The 22,463-nt window shown below is 29.9% G+C and carries 19 protein-coding genes and 1 pseudogene; 6 read left to right on the top strand and 14 right to left on the bottom strand.

The features are described 5' to 3' along the window. Positions 1-43 precede the first annotated feature (43 nt). Together IC213_RS15435 and IC213_RS15430 are read right to left on the bottom strand one after the other, a co-directional pair. Positions 44-979: a penicillin-binding transpeptidase domain-containing protein gene (locus IC213_RS15435; RefSeq protein WP_227863243.1), complete on the bottom strand. Its 936-nt coding sequence runs from the start codon at positions 977-979 to the stop codon at positions 44-46. A 28-nt stretch (positions 980-1,007) separates the two neighbouring features. After that, positions 1,008-1,724 (bottom strand): hypothetical protein, encoded by a 717-nt coding sequence (locus IC213_RS15430; RefSeq protein ID WP_227863242.1) that lies wholly within the window; start codon positions 1,722-1,724, stop codon positions 1,008-1,010. A gap of 335 nt (positions 1,725-2,059) precedes the next feature. Between IC213_RS15430 and IC213_RS15425 the strand changes: the two genes are divergently transcribed. The 3 genes from IC213_RS15425 (at position 2,060) to IC213_RS15415 (ending at position 5,705) form a co-directional block, all read left to right on the top strand. Beyond that, positions 2,060-4,030 (top strand): ATP-binding cassette domain-containing protein, encoded by a 1,971-nt coding sequence (locus tag IC213_RS15425; protein ID WP_227863241.1) that lies wholly within the window; start codon positions 2,060-2,062, stop codon positions 4,028-4,030. Between the two features lie 167 nt (positions 4,031-4,197). Continuing rightward, a complete protein-coding gene (locus IC213_RS15420; RefSeq protein ID WP_227435338.1) occupies positions 4,198-4,863 on the top strand; it encodes a TetR/AcrR family transcriptional regulator in 666 nt (221 codons plus the stop codon). A gap of 56 nt (positions 4,864-4,919) precedes the next feature. Next, positions 4,920-5,705, top strand: a complete 786-nt coding sequence (locus IC213_RS15415) for a type II CAAX endopeptidase family protein (RefSeq protein ID WP_227863240.1) — start codon at positions 4,920-4,922, stop codon at positions 5,703-5,705. Between the two features lie 396 nt (positions 5,706-6,101). Here IC213_RS15415 and IC213_RS21375 read toward each other — a convergent pair. The 4 genes and pseudogenes from IC213_RS21375 to IC213_RS15395 form a co-directional block, all read right to left on the bottom strand. After that, positions 6,102-6,374: pseudogene (locus IC213_RS21375) on the bottom strand (DUF4368 domain-containing protein); the annotation flags it as partial. Positions 6,375-6,494: 120 nt separating this feature from the next. Then, positions 6,495-8,612, bottom strand: coding sequence for a UvrD-helicase domain-containing protein (locus tag IC213_RS15405; RefSeq protein WP_227863239.1), 2,118 nt, complete (start codon positions 8,610-8,612; stop codon positions 6,495-6,497). Positions 8,613-8,863: 251 nt separating this feature from the next. After that, the gene (locus tag IC213_RS15400; RefSeq protein WP_227863238.1) at positions 8,864-9,718 is read right to left on the bottom strand and encodes a helix-turn-helix domain-containing protein; all 855 of its coding nucleotides are present in this window, start codon (positions 9,716-9,718) and stop codon (positions 8,864-8,866) included. A 336-nt stretch (positions 9,719-10,054) separates the two neighbouring features. Then, a complete protein-coding gene (locus tag IC213_RS15395) occupies positions 10,055-10,948 on the bottom strand; it encodes a LysR family transcriptional regulator (RefSeq protein ID WP_227863237.1) in 894 nt (297 codons plus the stop codon). 120 nt (positions 10,949-11,068) lie between these two features. Between IC213_RS15395 and IC213_RS15390 the strand changes: the two genes are divergently transcribed. Next, positions 11,069-12,400 (top strand): MATE family efflux transporter, encoded by a 1,332-nt coding sequence (locus tag IC213_RS15390; protein ID WP_227863236.1) that lies wholly within the window; start codon positions 11,069-11,071, stop codon positions 12,398-12,400. A 196-nt stretch (positions 12,401-12,596) separates the two neighbouring features. On the opposite strand, the gene IC213_RS15385 is transcribed toward IC213_RS15390, so the two are convergent. The 5 genes from IC213_RS15385 to IC213_RS15365 form a co-directional block, all read right to left on the bottom strand. Next, the gene (locus IC213_RS15385; RefSeq protein WP_227834825.1) at positions 12,597-12,953 is read right to left on the bottom strand and encodes a VOC family protein; all 357 of its coding nucleotides are present in this window, start codon (positions 12,951-12,953) and stop codon (positions 12,597-12,599) included. Between the two features lie 312 nt (positions 12,954-13,265). Further along, positions 13,266-13,745 (bottom strand): GyrI-like domain-containing protein, encoded by a 480-nt coding sequence (locus IC213_RS15380; protein WP_227483370.1) that lies wholly within the window; start codon positions 13,743-13,745, stop codon positions 13,266-13,268. Between the two features lie 426 nt (positions 13,746-14,171). After that, positions 14,172-15,020, bottom strand: a complete 849-nt coding sequence (locus IC213_RS15375; RefSeq protein WP_227825111.1) for a PRD domain-containing protein — start codon at positions 15,018-15,020, stop codon at positions 14,172-14,174. Positions 15,021-15,044: 24 nt separating this feature from the next. Then, a complete protein-coding gene (locus IC213_RS15370) occupies positions 15,045-16,451 on the bottom strand; it encodes a glycoside hydrolase family 1 protein (protein WP_227863235.1) in 1,407 nt (468 codons plus the stop codon). An 85-nt stretch (positions 16,452-16,536) separates the two neighbouring features. Further along, complete coding sequence (locus IC213_RS15365) at positions 16,537-18,408, bottom strand: beta-glucoside-specific PTS transporter subunit IIABC (RefSeq protein ID WP_227836359.1); 1,872 nt, start codon at positions 18,406-18,408, stop codon at positions 16,537-16,539. A 341-nt stretch (positions 18,409-18,749) separates the two neighbouring features. Between IC213_RS15365 and IC213_RS15360 the strand changes: the two genes are divergently transcribed. After that, positions 18,750-19,937, top strand: coding sequence for an MFS transporter (locus IC213_RS15360; RefSeq protein ID WP_227863234.1), 1,188 nt, complete (start codon positions 18,750-18,752; stop codon positions 19,935-19,937). 24 nt (positions 19,938-19,961) lie between these two features. After that, positions 19,962-20,654 carry a FadR/GntR family transcriptional regulator gene (locus IC213_RS15355; RefSeq protein ID WP_227435378.1) on the top strand — a complete coding sequence of 231 codons (693 nt, stop codon included), beginning with the start codon at positions 19,962-19,964 and terminating at the stop codon, positions 20,652-20,654. Positions 20,655-21,070: 416 nt separating this feature from the next. On the opposite strand, the gene IC213_RS15350 is transcribed toward IC213_RS15355, so the two are convergent. The 3 genes from IC213_RS15350 to IC213_RS15340 form a co-directional block, all read right to left on the bottom strand. Further along, the gene (locus tag IC213_RS15350; RefSeq protein ID WP_227483374.1) at positions 21,071-21,535 is read right to left on the bottom strand and encodes a VOC family protein; all 465 of its coding nucleotides are present in this window, start codon (positions 21,533-21,535) and stop codon (positions 21,071-21,073) included. Between the two features lie 163 nt (positions 21,536-21,698). After that, on the bottom strand, positions 21,699-21,962 hold the full coding sequence (locus IC213_RS15345) for a hypothetical protein (RefSeq protein ID WP_227483375.1): 264 nt from the start codon (positions 21,960-21,962) through the stop codon (positions 21,699-21,701). An 18-nt stretch (positions 21,963-21,980) separates the two neighbouring features. Beyond that, positions 21,981-22,442, bottom strand: coding sequence for an SHOCT-like domain-containing protein (locus IC213_RS15340; RefSeq protein WP_227435384.1), 462 nt, complete (start codon positions 22,440-22,442; stop codon positions 21,981-21,983). Positions 22,443-22,463 lie beyond the last annotated feature (21 nt).

The following is a 22,463-nucleotide window of genomic DNA, read 5'->3' as shown; positions in this document are numbered from 1 at the left end:
GTTCCTTAAATCTACCTAATATTTTAGTATAAAGTTATGTCTATTATATAGTATTGTAATATTTCTTAATTATATCAATTGCAATCTCTTTTACTTTTGGTCCTCCGATTTTTTTATTAGAATCATCTGATTTAATAGCAAAGTAATATTTATCATCTTCATTTTCTACCATCCCAACAAACCATGCATCAACACATTGCTTCTTTTCATCAAATCCTGTTCCAGTTTTACCATATACATTTATTTTCTTATCATTTATATCTATTTTCATAATGTCCTTCAAGAGATTAATATTCTCTTTTTTAAAACTTGTATCACCCTCAAAAATTTTAGTTAATACTTGTGTTTGCTCTTTGGGAGAGATTTTTAATGAAGATTCTAACCAGAACCCATTTAAATCTTTACTTCCATTTTTTAAATTTCCTTCCCACTCACTAATGTCACAATTCCCATATTTTAGATTATCTAGTGTATTTTGAACAAATTTAGCATCAACTTGATTCATCAGTTTTCTATGATACCAAACACAAGATACTTTAAATGCTTCTTCTAAATTAAGATTTCTATTCCAATCTTCAATCTCATAAATTGTGCCATTATACCCCATAACTGATTCTTTTGAATTTACTATTCCTTTTTCTAAACCAATTAATGTTGAAATTATTTTAAAAGTAGAACAAGGTGAAGTCCTTGTTTCAATTAACTCTTTATTGTATATATTATATTCTTTATTTTTACTACTATAAAAAATAGCTCCTCCACTAACATCTTTAAAACAATTACTATAATCAACTACATTAACTTTATCTTTTTTCTGTTGTGTACTATCTTTACTATCCAATTCATTTGATTTAAAATTTGTATTGTTACTCTTAATATTTTGTTCTTTACTCTTTTGATTACTTTCCATTGAATGTTTTGCTATAAATGCAATGATTAATAGAATAATTATTAAAATAAAACTTGTCTTTCTTTTCATATCTTACTCCTTCCCTATATATGTATATTTATAATCCTCCTTTAAAATAATAGACATCATCTGTCATATACTCTAAACGTGGAGCTTGAATGTGTTTATTTATAAAATCTAACTCTGGCTTATTTCCTTTTAAATCTTTAAAGAATACAATCCCATCAACAGATTGTAATTCAGCTCCAAAGAAAAAACAAACTGATTTTTTATTACCAACTATCTTAGTTACATCTACATTTCTATTTAACTTATTTATTTTATTTACTACTTCTTCAGAAAAAATATTTTCTAACTCCTTTTTGCCAAGTTTAATATTTAGATTATATTCAGCATTTAACTTTTTCTCATCACATGCTTTTAAAACTGCTTGTGCAACCTCTATATAATCCTTTTTGTAAAGTTGGAATCTAAAACTTTCACTTGGTCCAGGAAGAAATATAGTAGATATACTTATAAAAGTACAAACTATACATCCGATTACTTTTCTTTTATTTAAATCTTTTCTAAGATGTAGTTTAATAATATGTACACAAATCCATATGAAAGCAATCAACATTAATGGTATTGCAAATAATCCTATGAATAGTAAAATCACTCCTCCTCTCAATATAATATTTCCACAAAGAAATAAGAAGTCACTTACAAGAAATAAAGCTACAGGAATAATTATTCCTTTTATATTTTCTTTACCTAATATAATTATGTTAATTAAAGCTATTATAAAAACAGCTATTATAACTATCAGTAACATTGTTCTCTCCTTTCAAGTAGTAAAATTATGTCTGAGTATACACTTAAAACTTACTATTGTAATATTTAAAATATTACAATAGTAAGTTTTAAAAGTCAAGTTATTTAAATCTTTTAAACTAGCTTATTTTTACTAAATTCTAAATAAGTTTTATAATAGGAGTTTTGTTTTTATATGTAGCATACTAATTAATACTGTTTACACTGTAAGTAAATTTAAAAATAATATCTGTAATATAGCAGAATATATCATGAAAATAAATTTTAATCTTATTATAATATAACTACATAATATAATTATGCTACTAAAATATATAAAGAAAGGGCTTAGTATTTATGTCAGATATCATAATAAAGGGACTTACACATAATAATTTAAAAAACATCTCACTTAAACTTCCAAAAAACAAAATCATTGTCTTTACTGGAGTTTCTGGCTCTGGAAAATCAAGTATTGTATTTGACACAATTGCGGCAGAATCACAAAGACAAATGAATGAAACATATTCAGCATTTATTAGAGGTCGACTTCCAAAATACAAAAAACCTCATGTAGAACTGATTGATAATTTAACTGCTTCTGTAATCGTGGACCAGTCTCCTCTTGGTGGCAATGCACGTTCTACAGTAGGAACTATAAGCGATTTGTATTCTTCACTAAGATTATTATTTTCTAGAATTGGCAAACCATATATGGGAACAACATCATATTTTTCGTTTAATGACCCAAATGGTATGTGTAAAAACTGTTCTGGAATTGGTAGAGTCAAAGCGATTAATATTGAGTCTATTCTAAATCCTGAAAATTCATGGAATTCAGGTTGTGTAAATGACTCTCTATTTAAACCTAATTCATGGTATTGGAAACAGTATACTGAATCTGGACTATTTGATTTAGATAAACCTCTGAAGGATTATTCTATGGAGGAATATAATTTATTGCTATATGGCTCAAAAGATGGAAAAAGCAAACCTGAAAATTCAAAAGTTGAAGGTATTTTTAATAAATACAATCAAACATATCTAAATCGAGATATTAGCAATATGAGCAAACACACCAAAGAAAAGTCGGAAAGACTTATAACTGATAAGGAATGTCCTGAATGTCATGGAAAAAGATTAAATAAAGATGCTCTTAACTGCACTATTTTAGGGTATTCTATAGCAGATATGAGTAATATGGAATTTACTGAACTTTACAATTTACTCTCTCAAATAAATGATGATAGAGTTGAAACTGTTGTAGATACTCTTACTGATGGCTTGAAAAGAATGATTGATATTGGACTTCCTTATTTACATCTAAATAGAGAATCAACTTCTCTATCTGGAGGAGAAGCTCAGAGATTAAAACTTGTACGCTATATGGGAAGTAGCCTCACAGGTCTAACCTATATTTTTGATGAACCCAGCACTGGAATGCACCCAAGAGATGTACATCGTATGAATCAATTATTAAAAAGACTTAGAGACAGAGGAAATACAGTTCTGGTGGTAGAACATGATAAAGATGTCATATCTATAGCAGATGAGATTATAGATATTGGTCCAAATGCTGGTAAACATGGGGGAAATATTATATTTCAAGGTACCTATAATCAATTACTTCTAGCAAATACACTTACTTCAAAAGCTATGAATTTGTCATTATCTCTAAAATCTAATACTCGTAAACCAAAAAACTTTCTTCCCATTAGAGGAGCTTGTTTGTATAATCTAAAAAATGTTGATATAGATATACCAGTTGGAATCATGACAGTTGTTACTGGAGTTGCTGGTTCTGGAAAAAGTACTTTGATTTCTAGTATTTTTGCAAAAAAATATGAAAAAGATGTTATTAAAATTGACCAAAACCCTATCACGACTACAAATCGCTCTATGCCAGCTACATTTCTTGGTTTTTTTGATGAAATAAGAAAACTTTTTGCTAAAGAAAATAATGTTGGTGAAAGTTTATTCAGCTTTAATTCTAAAGGGGCTTGTCCTATTTGTAATGGAAAAGGAGTACTTGTTACAGAACTGGTATTTATGGACCCTGTTATTAATATATGTGAAGCTTGTAGAGGTACTCGATATAATGAAGAAGTCCTGTCAAAATTGTATAAGGGTAAAAATATAGTTGAAGTTCTTTCCATGACAGTAGATGAATCACTTGAATTCTTTACGGAAAAGAAACTTTGTAAAATATTACAAACTATGAAAGATGTTGGATTATCTTATATGACTTTAGGTCAGCCACTTAGTTTACCACACAATCATCTGCCTTCACATCGTTTTCGGTTCCTATTCCCACTTCGTTCTGCCTGATACCAGCCGCAGTTTTATTAACAGCTATGTTGCCTGTGATTGACTGGACCACATCCACAACATTAAAATGACATATTCGTCATTTTAACATTGACATGACATAGAAAAGAGAGTATAGTATATCATATAATAATGACGATAAAGTCATTTTAAGGGAGGTTGATGTAATGCCAAAAGTAAATGAACAGTATTTGGAGGAAAAACGGGATCAGATACTGGATGCTGCATTTGATGTTTGCATGTCCAAGCCAGTATATACAGTTAAAATGAAAGATATTATTGAGAAAACAGGCTTTAGTCACGGGCTTGTATATCGTTATTTTACTAATTTGGAGGATATCCTATTTGCCCTCATTAACAGAGACACATCAATTGTTGACGTGTCTGCTAAAGTTGATGAAATACTGCACTCAGAACATTCTCCAGAAGATGTTGTAAAGCAGCTGTTTTCGCTATATTTTGATGCGATTATGATTGGCATCACTGGGTACGGTAAGATTTTAAATGAAATGCTTTCTACGCTTGCCAGCGACCAGCAATATTATCAGAGGTTTCGGGCAAATGTAAAGGTTGCATCCCATAGCGATTATTTACAAACGCAAGCATATCAATATATTGAAGAGCAAATACAAAAAGGCTATTTCTCTCCTAAACAGACGTTAGATGAAATATATTCTTTCATTACAGTATGTCTCAGCGGAATCGAAAGAGACTTGATTCTAACAAGGTGCTACCCTGCTATGCAATATATTCAGTTGAATACGGATGGATTACTGTTCAGCCTGTGTACATCTGTCCTTTTCATGTTGGGAAGCAGTAACCAGTCAGTCTGAAAATAAGGACAACAAGAATGAGTCCATAGTTTATTTACAATGAGGAGGTTATGCTGATGTGGAATTATTATGAGAAAAAACCAATACTACAATACTTATTGCTTGTATTTTTAATTGCATGGAGTGCTACAACAATCGTCATAATAGGCGAACGGCTTGAATGGTTTGCAGAACCGATTGGAACTGTCGTATACTACTTACTAGTTGGTTTCTCAATTGGATTTGCTCCAGCTTATGCTGTTACGATTCTTCTTAAAAAAAGCGGACAGATTCACGGGATTAAAGAACTTTGTGAACGTATCGTCAGAACCAATCATATATCCAGCTCTCGCGCCCTGATTGTTGCTATTTTCTTTGCCAGCCAGATTGTGATCAATATCCTTTGCAATCGATATCTAGGAAAGCCTTGGTATACGATACTCCTTATGTTTCCATTCATGATTATAGGCGGCGGATTGGAAGAGCTTGGCTGGCGCGGTTTTTTGCAGCCAGCATTAGAGCAAAAACTCCCTTTTTTTGCTGCATGTCTTCTCACAGGCGTGATATGGGCCATTTGGCATCTTCCGCTCTGGTTGCTACAGAACGCAAACCAATCCTCCATGAACTTCATCTCGTTTTTGTGTTGGTGTATCGCGATGTCTTTTATGTTGGCAGTCTTATACAGGCTGACTGGAAGTGTCCTAATCTGTGTGTGTTTTCATGCGTGGTGCAATGCGATTGGTGGTCTATTCACAATGGACCTTCTTATCCAGCCAATACAAGCAAAATCAATTGTGCTGCTGGGTCTCCAAGTTATTTTAGCTATGATTGCTTACATACAGATGAATTTGTCTTGGAAGTAACTCAGAAGATACAATGCTTCATATCGAAACGCAAGTTTGCTGAACTGTAAGGAGTTCATATGGCTAAAGAAGAGACAAATATACCTGACAAAACCGTTTATTAGCTTTCTAAGACAGGTTATATTGAGTTGAAAGGTACACTTGTATCATTTATTCAAAATTTTAATTATAACCTTGTTCCTTTTATGATTACTATTTTTCTTATTAAATTCTTAGATAGAAAAGAAGCAGTTGATATTCTTACAAAACGATTAGAATATCTTGAAAAAAGCAATATAGGTACTTCAAATCAAATAGAAATTTTGAAATCCCAAGACTTGCCTACATATATTATTTGCAACGTCAAGCACAGTGCACAAATTATTCAAACAGATATAATATCAACGAAAAAACTTATTAACACGATAAAATAAATTGCTGAAACTGGAGAAGCGTAAATGCTACCCCAGTTTCTTTCAAATAATGGCGACACGGGTTCCTGCCTTGATAAACTTCTGGTAAGGGCATATACGCCCTTAGCCAGCCATATCCTCGGATTGGAGGACTACCTTCTTGGCTACCCTTGCGGTAACGCTCATGCACAACAAGGATTTTTTCAACAAACTCATTAAGCATAGTTGTTGTCATGGTGTCAAAGTTTTTGTATTTGTCAATGAGGTCAATAAGCTCCCCCATTAAGAGTACAAGCGGAAAAGCACATGAAATCAGATTTTCAAGTAATTGAGTGTCAAGGTGTTATACCTCATAATAAGTTAGAAAAATCAATCTTTACAATGTAAACTATATATCTCAATTAAGTTCTATCAACTGTGTTAAATTTCCAGTGTATGTAAGCTTAAGTTTATGCATAGCCCGTGTACAAGCAATATATAATAAACTACGGTCGTAATCATTGTAATATGTTTTATTATTTACTGAAGGAATAACAACTTCATCAAACTCTAGCCCCTTTGACATTTTAATAGAAGTAATTGATACACCTTTTATAAAACTAGAACTTTCAGGAGATATTAAATTAACATCATATTCTTGCTTAATAACATCATATATTGCTTTAGCCTTGCTGTTGGTTTTTAGTATAATACCAAGGGTAGCATTGTTGCTTTCCTCAAACTGCTCAATCTCCATTTTTATCTTCTCTATCTCATCTGGTTCGTTACTGCATTTAATCACAACAGGCTCCTCACCATGTCTTTCAATAGCCTCCAGCGAAGTTATATTTTGAATTTTCTTGGCAAAATTAATAATCTCAAAAGTAGAACGATAACTCTTGTTTAACATTACTAACTCTCCACCATCATAAATCTGTACCATATCATCTAATGTATGTAAATGATTAGGGTTGATTAGTTGTCCAAAATCTCCAAGAATAGTTTTTTTACATTTGAAAAGTAAGTTTATTACAGCATATTGAATAGGAGTGTAATCCTGCATCTCATCAATAACAATGTGTCTTATCACTTTGTCTTCTTGTAATCCCTCATATGCAGCATGAAGATATATAAATGGATACACATCTGCCCACTCAAGAGTATTCTTTGATGGCATTACAAACATATCTTGAATATTCATCTGTTTAAAGAAGTCCTTATACACTGTTAGAGTATTTTTTATTGTTAGCATTCTATTTAAACTTTTCAGTATATTTTTTACTTTTGGTAAGTCATCTTCCATAACATTATCTGATTCAAATCTATAATGAATATCTTCTGCTACCATCTCCAGTCTTCGCTTAACTGGATATTTATTGTATGCATCAAATCTTTTTCGTATCCAGTCACTTTTAGCTATAAAACCTCCAAAAGTGTAATCTTTAGGAATAAAGACCATATTTGGCATTTGCTTTATATATTTATCCATAAGCTTTAAAAAATCAAGTGTAGACTTGAAACGCACTCTTTTTTCCCATTGTACATCATTTACTTCCAGAGAATCTTTTTCTCCCTCAAAATCAATAATCCTCTCTAATTGAACTTCTGCTATATCTTCAAAACTTAATTCACATAGAGGCTCTTCTCCTAGTTCAGGAAGTACATTAGAAATATAGTCACCAAAGACTTTATTAGGTGATAGAATAATTACATTATTTGCTGATATCTTATCTTTAAATCGATAAAGAAGAAAAGCAATTCGATGTAAGGCTATAGATGTTTTTCCAGAACCAGCTACTCCTTGAATAATGAGGGTGTCAGCCTTGTCATTTCTAATAATTTGATTCTGCTCTTTTTGTATTGTTGAAATAATGGATTTCATCTTTTCATCTGAAGTATTACTAAGTTCCTTCTGAAGAATATCATCTTGTATATTCATAGAACTTTCAAGTACATACTCCAGTGTTCCATTTTTAATTTTAAACTGTCGTTTACGTGTTATTTCTCCATCTATCCATCCAAGTGGTGCATTATACCCTGCTGATCCTATCTCACAATCATAAAACATACTGGCCATTGGAGAACGCCAATCTAGTATTAGAAGTTCATTTTCATAATCAAATGCAAATCGACCAATATAATACTTTGAATCATAACCTTCATCTTTTAGTTGAAAATCTATCCTAGCAAAATATGGCGAATCTTTCATTTTAGCAATCTTGTCTCGAACTTTTACCATAAAAGCCCCATAACTATCTATTTGCTTTAGTGCCAGTTCATTTTGGAACATTTCATGTGGGTCTATCTCTCCACGATTTTTTACCATATATAATTTAGCATCCATGTAATCTTTATCTAGTTTATCAACTGAATTTTCTGCATTCTCCAAAGCATTATCCAGCTTATTATTTATATCTATAAGATATGCAATCTCATCTGGAAAAGATGTTGCTAACTCCATCTCTTGTCCAGATATATTATGTTTAGGATTGGATGTAATAGAATTACAACTTTCTAATTGCTGATTTTTAGACATTTGAATCCTCCTTGCCAATTAAGTATTATCTTAAATCATTATACTGAATTGAATTTTATATTTTTTAATCATTCTTGCTCTTTGATTCAAATTTAGTTTTTGTTTTAAATTTCAACCTCAAAATTTATATTTCTTTTTAAATAAAAAATACATTTTCTTATATTTATAATTAAAGTTATGAGAAACATGGACAGCAAAATAAATACACCTAAAAATGTAAAATTATTTTTTAATACAATAGATTATTAGTACTATTCAGTGTCTTTTTCATTTTCAGAAGACAGAATAAATTTTTGAGTAGGATACCCAAATTCAGTCAATAATTCAGCTTCTGCAAAACCTAACTTCTTTATCATATTCCGATGTCCTGTATCAGCTTTATCTCCTTCTCTAAAAGTTGTGATTGAGATAGATTTATCTATCAAAAAATTCTCAATAACCTTTTTTAGAAACACCTGTGCAATATCTGAATTACGATATTGAGGGTGTATTCCAAAAAAGTCAATGCTCCCAGTTTCTTTATTAAATACCATATTTGCAATAGCAATGTTATTAAATTTTAATATCAAGGCTCTTTCTTCCAAAATATATTGTTTTAATTGAGAGATATATTCTTCCTCCTGTAAATTTGGGAATCCATCTATGACTAATCTCACTAAACTCATCCATGATGGTATATCAGATATTTTAGCAAGTGTAATATCTTTTTCTAATTCCGATATATCTTTTGAAAATAGATTTTCTTTTTTCAAAACAAATCTTAGCTGCAAAGGATAAAATTCTTGTTCTTTTCGATATTTATTTGGAGATTTTTTATACATATCTTTAAATACAGAAGTAAATGCTTGTTGACTTTCATAGCCAGCTATCAATGCAATTTCAATAATTGTTTTTTTAGAAAATACTAATAGTTTTGCTGCCTCTGTGAGTTTTCTTCGTTTTATATAATCATGCATTGTCAACCCAACAGAAGTTGTAAAAGTTCTATGTAGATGATATTTTGAATAATGAACAGCATTAGCAACTATATCTAAATCCAGCTTTTCTGATAAATGCTCCTCTATATAATCAATAGCAGTTATAACATTATTTATTTTATAAAACATTGCAGCTCTCCTCCTTTTATCCATGAGACATTATATCAATTACTTCTTAGTCATATTTAATAAATCTTGCTATTTTTTATAATGTGAAAATTATTTTTTATATGTTTATCTCATCCTGTAACCTATTTTTCAATTTTCTTACATATTTCTAACTTAATAATATCCATTTTTTCATATAATATAATCATTGAAAAAGAAAAATAGAGTATTTCATTTGAGATTCTTAATATTCTCTTGAAATACTCTTCTTTATATAAATATTTCTTTATTTTTAAATATACACTTAATTTATTTAACTCTAAATAAACTTTTAACTTTAAGATTTACTATCTTCTATTATTTAATTAAAGACTCCAACCCTTTAATTTTCAATAGTTTTTCGTTTAATAAATCTAAAAATTTATCTATTATTTCCTGTTTATTAGATTCTTTAACTAAATAATAAATAAACCTATCTGGTGGAGCATCTTTTATGTAATGTATCTCGATATTAGATATTTCTTTAAGGTGATATGCTACTGATACTGGCACAATGGCCCATACATTTTCTTGTCTCATAAAATACTCTAAAAGAGACATTTGGTCTAAAAATACTTTAGGTTGAAGAGTTGAACGAAACCAAAAATTATGCCACAAATCATATTCAGGATTCCATGGAAGTCTTATTTCATCGGCAACATCTAAAACAGATGGATGCAATTCTCCATTGTATTTTGAGCCATAACTTGTTACCAGTAACATGGCTTCTTTAAATATTGGTATTGTTTCTATGTCATTAAAAAACATATCATCTGAAATAAGAGCTATATCAACTTCCCCCTTGGAAACATAATCATATGCTTCATAAGAATGATAGTTATAAAAATTTACATTATACTCTGGATATGTATTCATAAAACAGGAAAATACATCTGGAAGTATGTATGAGCTAACACTTCCTATAGAGGATATATTTATAATTTTACTTCTATCAATCTTAGTTATATACTTAGCTTCTTGTAAGAGAGTTTTATATTTTTCCGCAATTGGAACAAATGCCTTCCCTTCTTCTGTCAACTCTGATATTCGTACTCCCTTTTTTCGATTAATTAATTTGTATCCCAATTCAGCTTCTAATGCATATATGCGTCTACTTAAAGCTGGCTGAGTAACATATAAACTTTCAGCAGCAGCAGAAATGCTTCCCAGCTTTATAATAGTCAAAAAAGCTTGTATCTCAAGTTCTGTCATAATCTTACCCCAATTCATAATATAAATATTTATTTATATTATATGGATAAAAACAGCATTTTACAATTATTTAATCTGACTGTAAACTAATTGTATCTTAAAATTTAACGAGGTGCCATTATGAAATATACAACTAACTTAACAGAAGGTTACATAAAGAAAGAGTTGGTCATACTCATGTTCCCATTACTTTTAGGAAATATACTCCAACAACTTTACAATACTATTGATGCTATTATAGTTGGTAGGTTTGTAAGTCAAACTGCTTTTGCTGCTGTAGGTGTAGCTGGAACTATTATGAACCTTTTTATATTTGTACTAAGTGGAAGTTGTACAGGTATATCAATTATATTTGCACATTTTTATGGAGCTAGTGATTTATCTTCATTTAGAAAAGAATCTTTTCTAGCAACTATCTTTGGCATTATATTAACTTTAGGATTAAGTATATGTTCAATATTTATACTTTCTCCATTACTAAATCTAATTCATACACCACAAGAAGTTTCAAATATCGCGATACCATACCTAAATATTATTTTTTGTGGACTTATCGCAACATATTTTTATAATTTATTATCAGCAGCCTTGAGAGCTGTTGGGAATACTAAAGCTACCCTAATTATCTTAATGCTTTCAATGATAATAAATACTGTTTTGGATATAGTTTTTGTTGCAGTATGTGATTTTGGAATCCAAGGAGCAGCTTCTGCAACTGTACTTTCACAGACTCTTGCATCAATTCTTTGTTTTATTTATATAAGAAAAAACATTCCATTTCTTTTGTTTAGAAAGGAAGATATGAAGTTTGAATGGAAATTATTAAGATTAACTCTATCCTATAGTCTAATTTCAGCTCTTCATCAATCCAGTTTATATATTGGAAAATTACTAGTACAGGGAGCTGTAAATCTAATGGGAGCAGACATGATTACAGCATACACTGCTACAACAAGAATTGAAGGCTTTGCTAATTCTTTTGGTGATAGTGGTGATGAGGCTATCTCTATATTTGTCGCACAAAATCTTGGAAATGAAAATAGAAAAAGAGCAAAGCAAGGATTTTATACAGGATTGATTACACTAGTTTTTCTAGGAATTGGATTATCTTTGATAATGTATTTTTCTGCTAAGGCTGGTATTAAATTTATGATGAATAATGCCAATGATAGAATTATGGTAAATGGCATAGAGTACATGAAAACTATCGCTATTTTCTATGTTTTATGTTTTATAGGAAGTGCATTTGTTGGATGGTATAGAGGAAGTGGAAAAGTAAATATTCCTGTAATTGGAACCGTCTTACATATATCAATTCGTGTTATTATTTCTTATTTGTTTATTCAACAATTTGGTTTAAAGACAATTGCATTTGCTACTGGCATAGGATGGGTTTCTGTTGTGACATTTCAGCATATTATTTTTTGTAGGTCAAAAAAAATAGAAAGGTGAACTCTATCCAAAGTTCACCTTCTATGTAAATAACTTTTTTTATTTTGATACATATTAATCTAATTTATAATATATCAGAGTTAAGATTAACAAATTAAACTTTTGAGTATATAATATATTACCCTAAGCTATTTATTAATAACTCTATTTTAAAGTTAATCCTGTGTTTGAGTTAATCCCATATTTTGAGCTAATTTTATTTTGTATGCTGAACATACTCTATAATTGTGCCATCTGGATGTTTTACTGTCATATTATATCCTGTAGGAACTTTTTTCTTATCTCTTATTACTACTGCTCCACTTTGTAGCAGATGACTTCTCCATTCATCCACAGAATCAACCATAAAAGTAGCTTTCGTTTCTGTAAATGGCTTAAGAGCAGTATCAGAACCAGATAACAGCAAAACATTTCCTACTTGAGCCAACTCTAACCCCACTTCTTTATAAGAAAAACGTAAAGAACATTTATCTTTTAAAAGATTTTCATAAAAAGGAATTGCATTTTCTATATCCTTAATATAAAAACGTGTTAATACATCATATATCTTCATATTATTTACTCCTTTATTTATCTGTCTTGTTTCTTCTCGATTATATCATTTTTCAAATATTATGATAATATCTCAATCATTAAACTACAACTATAATAATTACCCTAACAAGTCCTTATTATCACATAACAGGTAGTAACTTTCAATAAAAACGTCTATTAGTCACTCATTAAGTAACAATTCAATCTGTCATATCATAAACAATCCATATAAAAAACAAGTTAACTACCATTCATAGTAAAATGGTAGTTAACTTGTTTTTTATTACAGCTAAGCCTATGTATCCACAGAATTTCTATTCTGTTTTGTTATTTATAGAATAGGTAACATCATTTTAGTGAGATACTCACTTTCAGGACGATTTAAATCATTCAAGTACTGATAATAGATATCTCCATGAAGTTCATATCCACTATCCTTCGCCCACAAAAATAATTCTTCAAGTGTAGGGTCTTGCAGTTCATATGGTCCTAAATCAATTGCAGTTATTATTTTCTGTGTTGGAACAATCTTTTGCAAAATTTCATTTTCTGTATCCATATTATTAAATACAGAATGATTAGCTACAGGAAAACCTACTTCAACATCTAATTTTTCTAAGTCCATGTTATGAAAGCATACAATTGGTGCTCCTGCAGACAATATTCCCTTTTCTTCCAGATAGTTGGAAATTTTTCGAAAACTTTGCTGTGAAAACTCTGAAAATTCTACCATAAAGTCAATAGTTTTTCGTATTGCTAAAATGCAATACGAAGGCTGTTCAGACATCGTTATATTAGATATTCTAGCCATTTCATATCCTCCATTACTTTATTTTTATTTCTTAGCCTCTGTTTCGTAGTTTTTATTCTTAGTTGCATCTTTATATTAACAGTATAACAAAACCAATATTATGATGCTTGTCACACAGTGCTCTTATTTTAAGTAAATACAAATGGATTGAAAATAATGAATAACTCAAATAAGAAATAGTACTGCTTATTATAAATCACTAGTATTCATCCTTGAAATTCATAAAGAAAATCAATATTAATCTTGTAGTTCTTCTAATATATAAATAACATTAGGATTAAACATATTTTCTAGGTTACTACTTTTAGAGTCATTTTTTGCATAAAATTAAGAGATAGTTTAATAGCTATCTCTTAAAATAATTCCATTATTTAAATTTGGTTAATTCTTATTTTTATTATCAAGTTACTAATATACTAAAACATTTTAACAGTTTTCATCTAGCTCCCCTAGAATCTTATGAATATGAATCATTAAATATAATTCCTCCTGACGAGGTAATTTTCTAGAGTATTCCTTGTGTATATAGGCTCCTATTTTATTTACACATTCATATTCTTCCTTACAATTTTTACGAACTTGATTATATATAAAATCTATCTTTTCTTTTGATGGTTCATTAGCCAGAAATCTTTGAGAAAAAGCCTTTAGATGCATTACAAATCTCATATAATAAAATGATTCTTTATTATATACAATAGAAAAGTGATAATGAACTATTTGTAAAATGGCATTCACAATTTTAGCACTTCTCTTGTTTCTATCACTATAAGGATTGTCTTGTTGTGCATTTATAAAATGGCCTGCTATATTACCAATTTCCTCTTCTGGTAGGTCTAGACCAAGAACCTCCTTAAAAACAGTAATCGCATATTTTCCTATATCATATTCTTTTGGATTAAATTCTTTAATTTCAAACAAATAGTAATTCTCAATCATTATACCTTCTTTAAAGCGTCTCACTGCAAAGGCGATGTGGTCAGTTAAAGCCAAGTATATATGGTTCATAAGTTTTAAATTATACTTTTCTATTCCATATGAGATTATCATTTGAGCTATACCAAAGTATTCTGCATCTATTTCTGATGCAAGTTGTACAATGCTCTTTTTTATATTTTCATCATGAAGAACGAAAGTTTTTTCTATATCTTCTTTATTTAACTCAGACCCAATCTTATAATTATGACCAATTCCTTTTCCCATCAATATTATTTCTTCGTCATTATCATCCTTTGCAAGTAGCAACGAATTATTTAATACCTTTGTAATGTACATACTAAAAACCTCAATATATTATATTTATTTTGTTATTCCATTACTCTTTATGACTTCTTTATACCAATAAAAACTATCTTTCTTTATTCTTTTTAAATCTAAGGTTTCATGGTCTGTTCTGTTTATGTAAACAAGCCCATAACGTTTGTTGAAACCTTGTGAAGAACTTAAAAGGTCTGTAAATGACCATAGACAATATCCCATCATTTCTACACCATCTTCAATAGCTAATTTACATGCATTTATATGAGTATTTAAATAATCTATACGATAGTCATCATGAATTTTACCATCTTCAAGGACATCTTTAGCTCCAAGACCATTCTCCGTTATTATAACAGGTAAGTGATACCTTTGCCAATATTCATTCAATGCAACTCTAAGTCCTGATGAATCTATTGATGCTCCATACTCTGAAGCCTTTAGATTAGGATTCATTGACATCTTAAATAATCCATACATACTAAAGTCAACGGTTCCTTCTCTTAGTCCAAATTGATGTTGTGAATCCTCAGGTAAGGCCTCTGCACAGTTTGTTCTATAATAATTTACAGCTATGAAATCCATTTTAGCTTTTTTAAGTACTTCTTTATCTTCATTTTCCATATGAGGGACTATATTTCTTTTCTCAAGATAATTCATATAATACCCTGGATACTCTCCATAATAATGCATATCAAGCATGTAGTACACTTTAAAGTTGTCATTCATTCTTGCTGCGTATACATCTTCTGGTTTAGATGTAAGAGGATATGTTACAGATGATGATACTGCTGCTCCAATCTTGCTTCCTTCTATCATTTCATGGCATGCATTAACTGCCAATGCATGAGCTAAACAAAGATTATAATCCATTTGAGCACGCATTTTATCTATCTTCCATGGGTCTGTTTCATTATATATATTAATTCTCTCTTCTACTCTAACTATTAAATTCTGTTCATTATGAGGTTGCCAATATTTCACTCTATCTCCAAAATGCTCAAAGCATACTTTGGCAAATCTTTCAAAGGCATAAACAGTCTCTCTACCTTCCCAACCATTATACTTCTCCACTAGTGCAAAAGGTAGGTCAAAGTGATATAAAGTTACAAATGGCTCAATGTCACACTCTATTAATTTATCTATTACTTTATTATAAAAATCTATTCCCTTTTGGTTTATTTCTCCTTCCCCATCTGGAATTAGCCTTGCCCATGAAATTGAGAAACGATAAGTTTTCATTCCTAATTCTTTCATCAGTTCAATATCTTCTTCATAATTATGATAAAAATCTGATGCTACTTTAGTGTCTGCTTGCAAGTGAGACTTTTTAAAAGAATTGTAATCAGCCACTGTTTTTCCTTTATTATCTTTATCCCAAGCTCCTTCCACTTGAAATGCTGAAGATGATGCTCCCCATAAAAAATCTTTTGGAAATCCTGTATTCATAAGTGTCACTCCTTTTATATTAATGTTTTAATCGTTTTATTTGTTGCTTTATTGCACTAAGCTAATTTTTATAGTTCTAATCAATTTAATTATTAACTAATGAAATTATTTTATCATTTGTAGATACATGACTGGATTTACAAGAAATCACCTGTGCAAAATCAAATGTATTATTTACTATAACTGGTGTAGTTACATCATATCCAGCTTTTTTTATTTCATCTATATCGAAGGTTATCAGTTTAGAACCTTTTTTCACTAAATCTCCTTGATTAACATGTTTTACAAAGTGTTTTCCATTTAACTCTACTGTATTAATTCCAACATGTATCAACATTTCTGCTCCATTATCTAGCTTTAATCCTATTGCATGTAGTGTTGGAAATAAAGAAGCTACTTCACAATCAGTAGGAGCTACTATTACTCCTTTTGTAGGTAATACAGCTATACCTTCTCCCATAGCTTTTGATGCAAATACATCATCTTTTACTTCTGATAATTCTATACAATCTCCTTCCACAGGTGAAGTTATATCAACAATGCCCTCTTTTGTTTCTACTTTTATAGTAGAGCTATTTCCTTTAGAAGATTCTTCTAAATCTTCAAACCCAACCAGATAAGTTAAAATAGCTGAACCAAAAAATGCTATAGCACAACCTCCTAGATAACTTAAAAAACCTAACGTTCCTGCTTCAGCATATACAGGTATAGTTAAAACACCTTGGTTTGCGAATGCGTTACCATAAGAGCCACCCATTCCCATTATGCCACCTCCAATTGCACCACATATTACAGCACATACCATTGGTTTTTTTAACCTAAGATTAGCTCCATATATTGCAGGCTCAGTTATACCAAATAGTGCCGTTATAGTTGCAGACATAGAGATTGTCTTTAATCCTTGATTTTTAGTTTTAAAGAATACACCTAGAGCAGCTCCTGCTTGCGAGAAGTTTGCGGCTCCTGCAAAAGCCAATAAATTCTGTCTTCCAGTTTGAGCAACATCACTTATACCTATTGGTAGTAGTGCTCTATGTGCACCAAATATAACCAATACGCACCATAATCCACCTATGAATGCTCCACACAATGCAGGGCTTAGTTCATAAATATACTTGTAAACAAAGTTTATAACATTTCCTATATATATCCCAATTGGTCCAAATAAAAACAATGTTGCAGGTAAGATTATAACTAATGATAAAGTTGGAACCATTATTATTTTAATTACTTCAGGTATATACTTTTCCAGTATTTTTTCAACATATGAAAGAGCCCATATAGCAATAATTATTGGAATAACAGATGATGTATATGTGGCCTTTGTTACTGCTAATCCTAAAAATCTAACTGTTTCTTCCCCTGCCATCAAAGCTGTAAAGGCTGGATAACAAAGTGTTGCCCCTAATACCATAGATATTATTTTATTTGCATTAAACACTTTAGCCGCAGTATATCCTAGTATGATAGGCATAAAATAGAATATAGAATCAGCCATAGCATTTAGAATAATATAACTTTGAGTCTCTTTTATATCTACACCATTTTTATTCATATAGTACATAGCAAGAACTGATAAAATACCTTTAATCATACCAACCCCTGCTATAGCAGGTATTGTAGGTGTAAATATTCCAGCTACAGCAGATAATATAGAGTTCATGATACCTTGTTTTTCTTCATTTCCATTTTTATTATCTATTTCACTTGATTGAGGTACCATTTTTACAATCTCATCATACACTTTTTTTACTTTATTACCAATTACAACTTGTATCTGACCCATACTCTCTACAACAGTTATTACTCCTTCAGTTCTGGCTAACTTATCCTTATTAACCTTAGAGGTAATTTTAACTTTGAATCTAAGTCTCGTCATACAGTGAGTAACTTCATTTATATTCTCTTTTCCACCTACATTTTGTAGAATTTCTTGAGCTACTTTTTTATAATCCATATATAAATCCTCCATCTTTAATTATAGGCTTTTTGTTTTTATGGCCAATTAAACAAAAAAATCGAACCAAATAAATAGATTATACCCATAGTACTATATAGGTAACCTATAAAAATTGATTCGATCTTGCCTGCATCACCAGTAACACGTCTACTGTAATATTCAAATTTGTTAACTTTATAGTAACATAAGCGTTTTCTTAATTCAACTATAAAATATAATTTTTCAACAAATAATTCTTATTGTTATATCGAAATTTATTTTTAAAATTTTAAAATACTTGATTTACTAAACAAAATGGTATATTATTTCCATTATAAACATACCATTTGGAGGATAATATGAAAAAAATATTTAATCAAAAATTACTTTTACTCTCTATTGTTGTATTTTTCTGGTTTTCACAATACGTATACATACCTTTTCAAAATCCATATTTAAGTATATGTCACGTATCTACAAACATGATTGGTATAATAATAGGCTCATATGGAATCTCACAATGCTTACTAAGACTTCCTATTGGGGTTTTTGCAGATTCTATAAACAAACATAAAATATTTATACTATGTGGAATTTTATTTGCTGGTTTGGCATCTCTTATAAGAGTTATTTCTTCTGGAGGAGAAGGATTTCTTATAGCTAATATCTTATCTGGAATAGCATCATCAACTTGGATTTCTTACATGGTTCACTACACTGATTTTTTTTCCATAGAACATCAACAAAAAGCTACAAGTACAATAATTTTGGTAAACAACCTAGGAATGTTAATTGGATTTGTCATGAGTACCTTATTTTATGAAAAATTAGGAATGGTAAATTTGTGTATTATGAGTGTAATATCTTCAATCATTGGTACACTTCTAGCCTTAAATGTAAAAAATCATCACTCAGGAAAAATAACCGAAAAAATCCCACTTAAAAATTATTTATCTATATGCAAAGACAAAAGACTTGTATTTTTTTCTTTTATGGCATTGATTCAACAAGGAATCCAAATGTCTACAACAATGTCATTTACTACTCAAATTCTTAAAGAACTAGGCTCTAGCTCTACCATTATAGGCTTATCTTCTATATTTTACATGGTATGTGCTGTTGTATCTTCTGGATTTGCTTCTACTAAATTTTGTACAAAGCATGGACCAAAATTTTGGATTCCCTCAGTGTTTTTTTTGATTTCAGTTTATTGCTTTCTAGTTCCAACAGTAAAAAGTATTAATATAATATTTATGCTACAATCGTTACCAGGAATATCTACAGGTATACTTCTTTCTTACCTTACTAGTGAGTCTATGAAAAATATACCAAAATATCAAAAATCTACTGCAATGGGATTTTTTCAAGCAGTTTATGCTATAGGAATGTCTATATTTCCAATGCTAGTGGGTAAAATATCAGATTATATTTCAATACAATATGGTTATTTTACTTTAGCTTTTATTGCTATAATTGCTTCCATATTATCTTATACATACTATAAAAAATTAAATTTACCTCTTAATTGTGATATAATACACTCATAAAAAATTATATGTTTAGGAGTTTTTATGACAAATTTAAGTGCCACTGAACAAATTATTGATTATATTAAAGTAAATATTCTAAATGGAAATTTTAAAATTAATAGTAAATTGCCAAGTGAAAGAAAGATTGCTGAACTATTTAATATAAGTAGAATTCCTGTAAGGAATGCTATAGACAAACTTTGTAAAGAAGGAATACTTAGGTCTATTCCCTATTCAAGCCCCATAGTTGAAGGATTTAAAAAAGTTGACCTTTTTTCTGATAATGAAGTTTATAAAAATCATAATATACAAGAATTTTACGTTGAATCTTTAAGAGCAAGACAACTTATAGAAAGTGAAGCTACTAAGTTAGCCATTTTAAATGCTACTTCTGAAGAACTTCAGAGAATAAGATATGCTTACTTGAAATCTGTAGAAGAACTAGACAAAGTTTCACAAGGCTTAATAGAAGAATGTTATGACGCTGACCTGCAATTTCACAAAGAAATAATTTTAGCTTCTCATAATCCAATTTTTATAAAGTATTATGAATTAATACCTAAAACTGTGTCTTCTAATCAACACTTTGGCTTTAAATATAGAAATTCACTACAAGATATGATTAGTCATCACAATGAGATAATGATGGCTTTTGATAGTAAAGATGCTAATTTGGGTTATACATCAATGTATAACCATTTAGAGGGAGTTATTCAGTTATTTCAGCGTGATTAAACTTCTATTTGTAGGTCTTATAGTTAAACTCGTGAGAATTATAGGTCTAATAGTTCAGACTTATGAGAACTAAATATTTATAATATGTACTATAAAGAGCTTATTTTAATATACTACTAAATATAGTGTCCAAATAAGCTCTGTTTTACTATTCATAGATTATTTTATTAAGTATTATAATTAATATTAGATTGTATATAATCGTTACTTAAAAATAAAATTGACTGTAATATAAACAATTATAAAGCATTATTTGGTAGCCTTCTTTTTTCCTAGTTTAGGTATTTTTAATGATTATCATATCATTTTTTTAATTATGCATATAAAAAACAGCAAATCATGAGAATTTACTGTTTTATATTTTGATATTTAGAATTACTTAGTTTGATATTGAGATTTACTTAATCAGCCATAATTTAGCCTTGTAAAATTTGATTAACATCATCAATAGTTATATCCATTCTCGTCGCCACTTCTGTAAGATTCATACCTTGTTCTTGGAATCTATTAACTACTGATTTCATAGACTCACCTATTTCAATTAAATGATTATCCAAGTCATAAATTCGAACTACCTTTTGCCCCCATGGTGCTTCTTCTACATCACGAAGTAAAGTAACATCATTTCTTACATTTAGTTTTGATAGAAACTCTTCAAAAGACTCTGCTTCAAAGAATATTTCACAATTATTCTCTTTGTCTTTCATATCTTCTTTCGAGATTCCTGTCAACCAATCAAAATCTTGTTGCAATGACAATCCACCCTCAAATACAATGTTTTTTCCATAGTCAACAATAACTTTTAAATCAAATAATTCTTCATAGAATTTACGAGCAATTTGAATATCTTTTACTGCAAATAAACAACCTGCATATTTCATAAGTTACCTCCATCAACATTAGTAAATAGATTATAACATTAGTACTAGAAAAAAATATTGTAAAAAACGGACATGTTTTCGTCATTTTTAAGTCAATAAATATAAGTGTTCTCAGTAAATGTAAGTTCTCTAAATAATAGTAATATACAAAATAAACACTACTTTATAAGCGAATGGATACAAAAGTGCCATCCTGAGTTTCCACATGAACAATCTCAAGTCCCTTGTACTGCTTAAGAACAGACTGACATTCTCGAACGAGTTCCTGTAGAAATTTTTTGTTAATGACTTCCTGATATGGCTCTGGAAGTGATTTTTTAATCTCTTCAATAACCGATTCTGGCAACAAAAGAACTGCAGTATTTGCTAGAAACAATGGTATGGGTAGCCACAAATTTGTTTCTTTTGAGCGGACAATAATGCGCATAAACCTATTCTCCTAGTATTATTTTATAAAAACTTTAACTGTAGTGCCATCAGCAGAGTCAACCTCTATGATATTGCCAAGTGTTTCATTATCCAGACATTCAAGAATAGAGGTAGTAAGAGCATCTAGGTCTATACCTTGCAAATCTTCACTCTTAATTGGCAACTTACCTGTCATTTTCAACACTTGACGTATAATCTTTACAGGAAGTTGCACATTTACTTTATCACCATCTGGAGTGTCCACAATAATCTTCAACATCTTATTTTCATATGAAGTACTGCTTTGTTTAGTAAAAGCTTGACTATCAAAGTCTTCTGAATAATTCGTATACTCCTCTTGAGATGTAGTTTTATCTAATGCATCAATCAAGTCAATTGCCTCTTTGGCAGAAAGCTTTCCCTCCTCTACCATTGTTAAAATCCTCATTTTTTCATCCATATTATTTTCCTCATTTCTGCTCTTCTGTATCCATTCCAACAGAAATAGCCTCATATTTTG

Source organism: Clostridioides sp. ES-S-0049-02 (assembly GCF_020658465.1).
GTDB lineage: Bacteria > Bacillota > Clostridia > Peptostreptococcales > Peptostreptococcaceae > Clostridioides.
This window is presented reverse-complemented; position numbering and strand designations above follow the sequence as displayed.

Bases quoted from the DNA above. Each gene is read 5' to 3' on its own strand.
- IC213_RS15350 (WP_227483374.1), bottom strand. From the start codon at position 21,535: ATGAAATATGCAGGTTGTTTATTTGCAGTAAAAGATATTCAAATTGCT.
- IC213_RS15360 (WP_227863234.1), top strand. From the start codon at position 18,750: ATGAAAAAAATATTTAATCAAAAATTACTTTTACTCTCTATTGTTGTA.
- IC213_RS15380 (WP_227483370.1), bottom strand. From the start codon at position 13,745: ATGGCTAGAATATCTAATATAACGATGTCTGAACAGCCTTCGTATTGC.
- IC213_RS15420 (WP_227435338.1), top strand. From the start codon at position 4,198: ATGCCAAAAGTAAATGAACAGTATTTGGAGGAAAAACGGGATCAGATA.
- IC213_RS15385 (WP_227834825.1), bottom strand. From the start codon at position 12,953: ATGAAGATATATGATGTATTAACACGTTTTTATATTAAGGATATAGAA.
- IC213_RS15390 (WP_227863236.1), top strand. From the start codon at position 11,069: ATGAAATATACAACTAACTTAACAGAAGGTTACATAAAGAAAGAGTTG.
- IC213_RS15365 (WP_227836359.1), bottom strand. From the start codon at position 18,408: ATGGATTATAAAAAAGTAGCTCAAGAAATTCTACAAAATGTAGGTGGA.
- IC213_RS15355 (WP_227435378.1), top strand. From the start codon at position 19,962: ATGACAAATTTAAGTGCCACTGAACAAATTATTGATTATATTAAAGTA.
- IC213_RS15395 (WP_227863237.1), bottom strand. From the start codon at position 10,948: ATGACAGAACTTGAGATACAAGCTTTTTTGACTATTATAAAGCTGGGA.
- IC213_RS15405 (WP_227863239.1), bottom strand. From the start codon at position 8,612: ATGTCTAAAAATCAGCAATTAGAAAGTTGTAATTCTATTACATCCAAT.
- IC213_RS15430 (WP_227863242.1), bottom strand. From the start codon at position 1,724: ATGTTACTGATAGTTATAATAGCTGTTTTTATAATAGCTTTAATTAAC.
- IC213_RS15425 (WP_227863241.1), top strand. From the start codon at position 2,060: ATGTCAGATATCATAATAAAGGGACTTACACATAATAATTTAAAAAAC.
- IC213_RS15400 (WP_227863238.1), bottom strand. From the start codon at position 9,718: ATGTTTTATAAAATAAATAATGTTATAACTGCTATTGATTATATAGAG.
- IC213_RS15375 (WP_227825111.1), bottom strand. From the start codon at position 15,020: ATGTACATTACAAAGGTATTAAATAATTCGTTGCTACTTGCAAAGGAT.
- IC213_RS15415 (WP_227863240.1), top strand. From the start codon at position 4,920: ATGTGGAATTATTATGAGAAAAAACCAATACTACAATACTTATTGCTT.
- IC213_RS15345 (WP_227483375.1), bottom strand. From the start codon at position 21,962: ATGCGCATTATTGTCCGCTCAAAAGAAACAAATTTGTGGCTACCCATA.
- IC213_RS15370 (WP_227863235.1), bottom strand. From the start codon at position 16,451: ATGAATACAGGATTTCCAAAAGATTTTTTATGGGGAGCATCATCTTCA.
- IC213_RS15435 (WP_227863243.1), bottom strand. From the start codon at position 979: ATGAAAAGAAAGACAAGTTTTATTTTAATAATTATTCTATTAATCATT.